The sequence below is a fragment of the Streptomyces sp. genome (assembly GCF_036524955.1).
Taxonomy (GTDB): Bacteria; Actinomycetota; Actinomycetes; order Streptomycetales; family Streptomycetaceae; genus Actinacidiphila.
Map to the genome: position 1 here is coordinate 1 of NZ_DATDBG010000154.1, position 7,715 is coordinate 7,715.

The following is a 7,715-nucleotide window of genomic DNA, read 5'->3' on the forward strand; positions in this document are numbered from 1 at the left end:
CCACACACATTCCGAAAAAACACACAACAAAACCACACACGACCACGCGCGTATCGATCTCGAAAGGTTCCACCGGAATAGCCGCCCGGGGACCGACCACAGCCGGCGCTCACATCGGACAACCCGGAGAACCCTACGCACGACCCCCACCAGTGTCAACCCGCTGACGAGCCGGCCACCCAAGGGCTAACCTGGCAGACATGACAGCGCATGCGTACAGCCCCCAGTGGTGGGTCGCTTAGAGGCGGCCGGGACTGAACGTATGCATCACGTGTGCATCCCACGGCCGCCGTTCTCGGCGGCCGTTCTTGTTGTCCCGGCCGCGGTGGGCGGCGGCTCCGGTCGCGGGGACACCCGTGGGAGAACCCCGTGGGACACCCGCGAGGACAACAGGAGACGACAGCAGCCATGACGCGCATCTTCAGCGGGATCAAGCCGACCGGGCATCTGACCCTGGGGAACTATCTCGGTGTGCGCTTCGCCGGTGGGCGGCGGAGGACCAGTACCGAGCGGAGTCGCTGTTCTGTGTGGTGGACCTGCACGCGCTCACCGTCGACCACGACCCGGCGCGGGTGCGGCGGCTGAGCAAGCAGGTGGCAAGCCTGATGCTGGCCGCAGGGCTCGACCCTGCCGTGTGTGCCGTGTTCGTGCAGAGCCATGTGGACGAGCACGCGCGCCTGTCGTACGTACTGGAGTGTGTGGCGTCCGACGGTGAGATGCGGCGGATGATCCAGTACAGGGAGAAGTCGGCGCGGGCGGAGCGGTCCGGGCAGGGGGTGCGGCTGTCGTTGCTGACGTATCCGGTGCTGATGGCGGCGGACATCCTGGCGTACGGGGCGGACGAGGTGCCGGTCGGGGACGATCAGGCGCAGCATGTGGAGCTGACGCGGGATCTGGCGGAGCGGTTCAACCAGCGGTACGGGCGGACCTTCGTGGTGCCGCGGGCGACGCATCCGGCGGTGGCGGCGCGGGTGATGGACCTGCGGGACCCGGAGTCGAAGATGGGTAAGTCGCACGACGCGACCTCGGGGATCGTCTATCTGCTGGACGAGTCCGAGCTGATCGCCAGGAAGGTGATGCGAGCGGTGACGGACAGCGAGCCCGGTGTGTCGTACGACCGTGCGGCGCGGCCGGGGGTGGCGAATCTGCTGGAGATCCTGTCCGCCTGTACGGGCAAGGAGCCGGAGACGCTGGCGGAGTCGTACGAGGGGGCGGGCGAACTGAAGCGGGACACGGCGGAGGCGGTGGTGGAGACGCTGCGGCCGTTGCGGGCGCGGCACGCGGAGTTCAGCGCCGATCAGGGGTACGTGGACGGGGTGCTGCGGGAGGGGGCGGCGCGGGCCCGGGCGCTGGCCCGGCCGACCGTGGACGCGGCCTACCGGGCGATCGGGCTGCTGCCGCCGGCGTGACCGGGAGCGGGCGCCGGCACGTACGGCATGGCCGGCCATGCTCCGTACGGTCCCGGGCACGTGCACCGCGCGCCCGGGACCGTACGGCCGGGTCAGGCCGGGTCAGTTGCCGGAGGCCAGCTCGCGGCTGCGGTCGCGGGCGGCTTCCAGGGCGGCGAGGAGGGCGGCGCGTACGCCGTGCTTCTCCAGTTCGCGGATGGCGTTGATGGTGGTGCCGGCCGGAGAGGTGACGGCTTCGCGGAGCTTGACCGGGTGTTCGCCGCTGTCGCGGAGCATGACGGCCGCGCCGATCGCGGACTGGACGATGAGGTCGTGGGCCTGGGCGCGCGGGAGGCCGAGCAGGATGCCGGCGTCGGTCATGGCCTCGACCAGGTAGTAGAAGTACGCGGGCCCGGAGCCGGACAGCGCGGTCGCGGCGTCCTGCTGCTTCTCGGGCACCCGGAGGGTCTTGCCGACCGGCTGGAAGATCGCCTCCGCGCGGGCGAGGTGGGCCTCGGTGGCGTGCCGTCCGGCCGAGAGGACGGACATGCCCTCGTCCACCAGGACCGGCGTGTTGGGCATGACGCGGACCACCGGTGTGCCGTCGGTGAGGCGGTCCTCGAACCAGCCGGTCGGGACGCCGGCGGCGGCGCTGATGACGAGGCGGTCGGCCGCGACGTGCGGCGCCAGTTCGTCCATCAGGGCGCCCATGTCCTGCGGCTTGACGGCGAGGATGAGGGTGTCCGCGGCCTTGGCCGCCTCCGGGTTGCCGACCGACTCGACGCCGTACCGCTCGCGCAGTTCCTGGGCGCGCTCGGCGCGGCGGGCGGTCACCAGCAGGTCGGCGGGCGCCCAGCCGGCCCGGATCATGCCGGAGAGCAGGGCCTCGCCGATCTTTCCGGTACCGAGAACGGCGACTTTCTGGGGTGCGGCGGTCGTGGGCGTCGCGGCGGTCATGCGGCTCACCTCAAGCGGTACGGGGTGCGTTCCCGGCCATCCTCGCAGGCGGGCGGCAGCGGGGGCGGACGCGTCCGTCCACCGATACGGGTGTCCCGGTCGGCCTCGCCGTCCGCCGCACGACCTCGCCGGCCTGGGTGGCGCGGTGGTCCGGCACGCGGCGGCAGCGGTGGTCCGCCCTGGGGAGAGACCGGTCGCCTCCCGGTACGTACTGGGAGGCGACCGCCGGGGGCGGGGGCTCAGCGCTCCAGCTTCGAGATGTCCCGCACCGCGCCGCGGTCCGCGCTGGTCGCCATCGCCGCGTACGCCCGCAGGGCGGCGGAGACCTTGCGGTCGCGGGACGCGGGGGCGTAGATGCCGCCCAGGGCCTCGCGGCGGGCGGCCAGCACGTCGTCCGGGACGAGGAGTTCCATGGAGCGGTTCGGGATGTCGATCCGGATCCGGTCGCCGTCCTCGACCAGGGCGATCGTGCCGCCGGAGGCCGCCTCGGGGGAGGCGTGGCCGATGGACAGGCCCGAGGTCCCGCCGGAGAAGCGGCCGTCGGTGATCAGGGCGCAGGACTTGCCGAGGCCGCGGCCCTTGAGGAAGGACGTGGGGTAGAGCATCTCCTGCATGCCGGGGCCGCCGCGCGGGCCCTCGTAGCGGATGACCACGACGTCGCCGGGGGCGACCTCCTTGCGCAGGATCTTGTCGACGGCCTCCTCCTGGGATTCGCAGACCACGGCCGGGCCCTCGAAGGTCCAGATCGACTCGTCCACGCCCGCTGTCTTCACCACGGCGCCGTCCACGGCCAGGTTGCCGCGCAGCACCGCCAGGCCGCCGTCCTTGGAGTAGGCGTGCCCGATGTCGCGGATGCAGCCGCCGGCCGCGTCCGTGTCCAGGCTCTCCCACCGCTCGCTCTGCGAGAACGCCTCCGCCGACCGCACGCAGCCGGGCGCCGCGTGCCACAGTTCGACGGCCTCCGCGGACGGGGAACCGCCGCGCACGTCCCAGGTGCCCAGCCACTCCTTGACGGAGGCCGAGTGGACGGTGTGCACGTCCTCGTTGAGCAGCCCGCCCCGGTACAGCTCGCCGAGGATCGCCGGGATGCCGCCGGCCCGGTGCACGTCCTCCATGTAGTAGGTGCCGCCCGGCGCCACGTTCGGCGCGACCTTGGCCAGGCAGGGCACCCGGCGGGAGACCGCGTCGATGTCGGTGAGGCCGTAGTCGAGCTCGGCCTCCTGCGCGGCGGCCAGCAGGTGCAGGATGGTGTTGGTGGAGCCGCCCATCGCGATGTCCAGCGCCATCGCGTTCTCGAAGGCGGCGCGGGTGGCGATGGAACGCGGCAGCACGGACGCGTCGTCCTGCTCGTAGTACCGCTCGGTCAGTTCCACGACGGTCGCGCCGGCCCTCTGGTAGAGCGCCTTGCGGGCCGTGTGGGTGGCCAGCACCGAGCCGTTGCCGGGCAGGGACAGGCCCATCGCCTCGGTGAGGCAGTTCATCGAGTTGGCGGTGAACATGCCCGAGCAGGAGCCGCAGGTCGGACAGGCGTTCTCCTCGATGCGGAGGATGTCCTCGTCGGAGACGTTCTCGTTGACGGCGTCGGCGATCGCGTTGATCAGGTCGAGTTTGCGGACCGTGCCGTCGACCAGGGTGGCGCGGCCGGCCTCCATCGGGCCGCCGGAGACGAAGACGGTGGGGATGTTGAGCCGCAGGGCGGCCATCAGCATGCCCGGGGTGATCTTGTCGCAGTTGGAGATGCAGATCAGCGCGTCGGCGCAGTGCGCCTCGACCATGTACTCCACGGAGTCGGCGATCAGGTCGCGGGACGGCAGGCTGTAGAGCATGCCGCCGTGGCCCATGGCGATGCCGTCGTCCACCGCGATGGTGTTGAACTCGCGGGGCACCGCGCCCGCCGCCTTGATCGCCTCCGAGACGATCCGGCCGACGGGCTGGAGGTGGGTATGGCCCGGTACGAACTCGGTGAAGCTGTTGGCGACCGCGATGATCGGCTTGCCGATGTCGGAGTTGGCGACGCCGGAGGCGCGCATCAGCGCGCGGGCGCCCGCCATGTTGCGGCCGTGGGTGACCGTACGTGACCTCAGCTCGGGCACGGTTCCACTCCCTAGGGTTCACTGTGAGTTCGTACGACGCCGCCGGGTGCGGTGCCCCTGGGCCACGAGCGTACGCCCGTCGCCCAGGATTCGGACACCTGGTCCGTATGGCGGAACGGGCGTCTCATGGCGCCGGGTGCGTGCCCGTGCCCGGGTGCGTGCTCATCGGCCCACCTGCGCGGAGGTGGCCAGGTGGAGGCGGGTGAAGGCCAGCGCCTCCGCGAGGTCCGTCTCGCGTTCGGCCGGGGACATCGCCCGACGGGTGTTGACCTCGATCACCACGTGCCCGTCGAAACCGTTGACAGCCAGCAGCTCCAGCAGCCGCGCGCACGGCTGGGTGCCCCGGCCCGGGACCAGGTGCTCGTCCTTGGCGGAACCGCTGCCGTCGGCCAGGTGGACGTGGGCGAGGCGGCTGCCCATCCGCGCGACCATGTCGAGGGTCTCGGTACGGGAGGTCGCCGTGTGGGAGAGGTCCAGGGTGAAGTGCCGGTAGTCGTCGTTGGTGGGGTCCCAGTCGGGGGCGTACGCGAGCATCTCGCGCTCCCGGTAGCGCCACGGGAACATGTTCTCGACCGCGAACCGTACGTCCGTCTCGTCCGCCATCCGCCAGATACCGCGTACGAAGTCGCGGGCGTAGCCGCGCTGCCAGCGGAACGGCGGGTGCACCACGACCGTGCCGGCGCCCAGGCGCTCGGCGGCGAGCCGGGCGCGCTGGAGCTTGACCCAGGGGTCGGTGGACCAGACCCGCTGGGTGATCAGCAGGCAGGGGGCGTGCACGGCGAGGACCGGGATGCCGTGGTAGTCGGCCAGGCGACGCAGCGCGTCCACGTCCTGGCTGACCGGGTCGGTCCACACCATGACCTCGACGCCGTCGTACCCGAGCCGCGCGGCGATCTCGAACGCCGTCGCCGTGGACTCCGGGTAGACCGAGGCGGTGGACAGCGCCACCTTCGCGGCGGGCACGCGGACGGGATGCCCGCCGCCGCGCCGTACGCCGCGGGGGACGTCGTGCGCCTTGGGATCCTCGGGTTCGGCCACGGACAACAGGGTACGGCGGCGCGTCGGGCGCACGGGGTGCCGCGACGCGGGGCGTGCCGCTCGTCACCCGGGTCCCACGCGTCCCGTACGAGGGCCGCCGCCGCATGGCCGGCGGGTCCGTACGAGGGCCGCCGCATGGCGGGCGGGTCCGTACGAGTCCGCCGGCCCACGGCCGAGGAGAGCGGCACGCCGCCCCACCGTCGTGCGGCTCAGCTCCAGCGGGCCATGGTGACCTCCGTGCCGGGGTCCTCGCCGGGCTCGACGATCTGCGCGTGGTCCGGCTCGGTGGCCATCACGTCCAGCTTCCGCAGGATCACGCCCTCGCGCAGCGCCCAGGGGCAGATCTCCAGCTCCTCGATCTCGAAGAGGTCCATCGCGCCCTCCGCGACCAGCGCGCCGGCCAGCAGTTGGCGGGCCCGGCCGGCGGACACGCCGGGCAGGGCGGCGCGCTGCTCCACGGTCATCGCGGCGAGCCGCGGCACCCACTCCTCCAGCGCGCTCCGGCGCAGGGTGCGCTGGACGTACAGGCCCTCCGCGCTCCTGGCCGCGCCCGCGATCCGGGCGAGCTGCCGGAACGTCTTGGAGGAGCCGACCGCCAGGTCGGGGCGGCCGGAGCGGGCGAACTCCGCGACCGTACGGGCGATTTCGGCGCGGACGTGACGGCGCAGGCTCCGTATGTCCTCCGGGGTCGGCGGGTCGCCGGGCAGCCAGCCGCTGGTCAGCCGGCCCGCGCCCAGCGGGAGCGAGACCGCCGCGTCCGGGTACTCGTCCATGCCGCCGCCGATCTCCAGGGAGCCGCCGCCGATGTCCAGCACCAGCAGCCGGCCGGCCGACCAGCCGAACCAGCGGCGTACCGCGAGGAACGTCAGCCGGGACTCGTCCTCGCCGGACAGCACGGCGAGCCGCACACCGGTCTCCCGCTCGACCCTGGCCAGTACGGATTCCCCGTTCGCCGCCTCCCGCACCGCCGAGGTCGCGAACGGCAGCACGTCCTCGGCGCCCTTGTCCTCCGCGACCCGCAGCGCGTCCAGGACCGTACCGACCAGGCGGTCCACGCCCGCCTCGCCTATCGCTCCCTGGCCGTCGAGGAGTTCGGCCAGGCGCAGTTCCGCCTTGTGGGAGTAGGCCGGCAACGGGCGCGCGCCGGGGTGGGCGTCCACCACCAGCAAGTGAACTGTGTTGGAACCCACGTCGAGCACTCCGAGTCGCATGCGATGACGCTAGCGCGGGCGGGGCACGGATGTGGCGGTACCCCCCGCCGAGGGCAGGGCGAGGGCGGGTGGGCGGTGCGTAGGCGGTCCGGCACCCGGCGTATGGGGTGCCGCATTCCGTGCATTCCGGTCTTACGCTGGGCGCGTGGCGAAGGCAAAGGCCCGCAGGGGCGACAAGAACGCGGCGGTACCTCCGGTCGCGGCGGAGGGTGGGTCCGGGGCGGCCGGGGGGTCCGAGGCGGCCAGGGCGGACGAGGCCGGGCTGGACTTCGCGCGGGCGTGGGTGGAGTTCGTGGACCCGGCAGACGAGGAGCAGGTCTTCCGGTGCGACCTGACCTGGCTCACCTCGCGCTGGGGGTGCGTGTTCGGCAGCGGCTGCAAGGGGATCGTGGCCGGTCGGGCGGACGACGGGTGCTGCTCGCTGGGCGCGCACTTCTCGGACGACGACGACGAGAAGCGGGTCGCCTCCCATGTGGCGCGGCTCACTCCGCAGACCTGGCAGTTCCACTCCCTGGGGACCGGTTCGGACGGGTTCTGGGCGGAGGAGAACGAGGACGGCGAGCGGCAGACCCGGGTCGTGGACGGTGCGTGCATCTTCTCCAACCGGCGCGGGTTCGCCGGCGGACAGGGCTGTGCGCTGCACGCGCTGGCGCTGCGGGAGGGGCGCGAGCCGCTGGAGACCAAGCCCGACGTGTGCTGGCAGTTGCCGATCCGGCGGACGTTCGAGTGGGTGGACCGGCCGGACGACAGCAGGGTGCTGGTCGTGTCGATCGGCGAGTACGACCGGCGGGGGTGGGGGCCCGGCGGTCACGATCTGCACTGGTGGTGCACGTCGGCGACGTCCGCGCACGGTGCGGGTGAACCGGTGTACGTCTCCTACCGGCCCGAACTGACGGAGTTGATGGGCCCGGCGGCGTACGAGGCGCTGGCTGAGCTCTGTGCGGCGCGGCTTGCCTCGGGACTTCCGCTGGTGGCCCCGCACCCCGCCGACCCCCGGTAGGCCGGGGATCGGCCGGATGCCACGAGCG

The 7,715-nt window shown here is 72.7% G+C and carries 5 protein-coding genes and 1 pseudogene; 2 read left to right on the top strand and 4 right to left on the bottom strand.

What is annotated here, in order from left to right:
- Positions 1–408: 408 nt before the first annotated feature.
- A pseudogene (gene trpS, locus VIW71_RS12475) lies at positions 409–1,409 on the top strand (tryptophan--tRNA ligase).
- Between the two features lie 102 nt (positions 1,410–1,511).
- On the opposite strand, the gene proC reads toward trpS, so the two are convergent.
- The 4 genes from proC to VIW71_RS12495 all read right to left on the bottom strand — a co-directional run bounded on the left by proC (position 1,512) and on the right by VIW71_RS12495 (position 6,687).
- A complete protein-coding gene (gene proC, locus VIW71_RS12480) occupies positions 1,512–2,345 on the bottom strand; it encodes a pyrroline-5-carboxylate reductase (RefSeq protein ID WP_331622185.1) in 834 nt (277 codons plus the stop codon).
- A gap of 239 nt (positions 2,346–2,584) precedes the next feature.
- Positions 2,585–4,438: a dihydroxy-acid dehydratase gene (gene ilvD, locus VIW71_RS12485; protein WP_331622187.1), complete on the bottom strand. Its 1,854-nt coding sequence runs from the start codon at positions 4,436–4,438 to the stop codon at positions 2,585–2,587.
- Between the two features lie 162 nt (positions 4,439–4,600).
- Positions 4,601–5,401, bottom strand: a complete 801-nt coding sequence (locus VIW71_RS12490) for a sugar phosphate isomerase/epimerase family protein (protein ID WP_331622189.1) — start codon at positions 5,399–5,401, stop codon at positions 4,601–4,603.
- 284 nt (positions 5,402–5,685) lie between these two features.
- Positions 5,686–6,687 (bottom strand): Ppx/GppA phosphatase family protein, encoded by a 1,002-nt coding sequence (locus VIW71_RS12495; protein ID WP_331622188.1) that lies wholly within the window; start codon positions 6,685–6,687, stop codon positions 5,686–5,688.
- Between the two features lie 262 nt (positions 6,688–6,949).
- Here VIW71_RS12495 and VIW71_RS12500 point away from each other — a divergent pair, with 262 nt between their 5' ends.
- On the top strand, positions 6,950–7,687 hold the full coding sequence (locus VIW71_RS12500) for a hypothetical protein (protein ID WP_331622191.1): 738 nt from the start codon (positions 6,950–6,952) through the stop codon (positions 7,685–7,687).
- Positions 7,688–7,715 lie beyond the last annotated feature (28 nt).

What these genes read in the sequence shown, in the direction of transcription:
- VIW71_RS12495 (WP_331622188.1), bottom strand. Translation starts at nt 6,687, where the DNA reads ATGCGACTCGGAGTGCTCGACGTGGGTTCCAACACAGTTCACTTGCTG.
- proC (WP_331622185.1), bottom strand. Translation starts at nt 2,345, where the DNA reads ATGACCGCCGCGACGCCCACGACCGCCGCACCCCAGAAAGTCGCCGTT.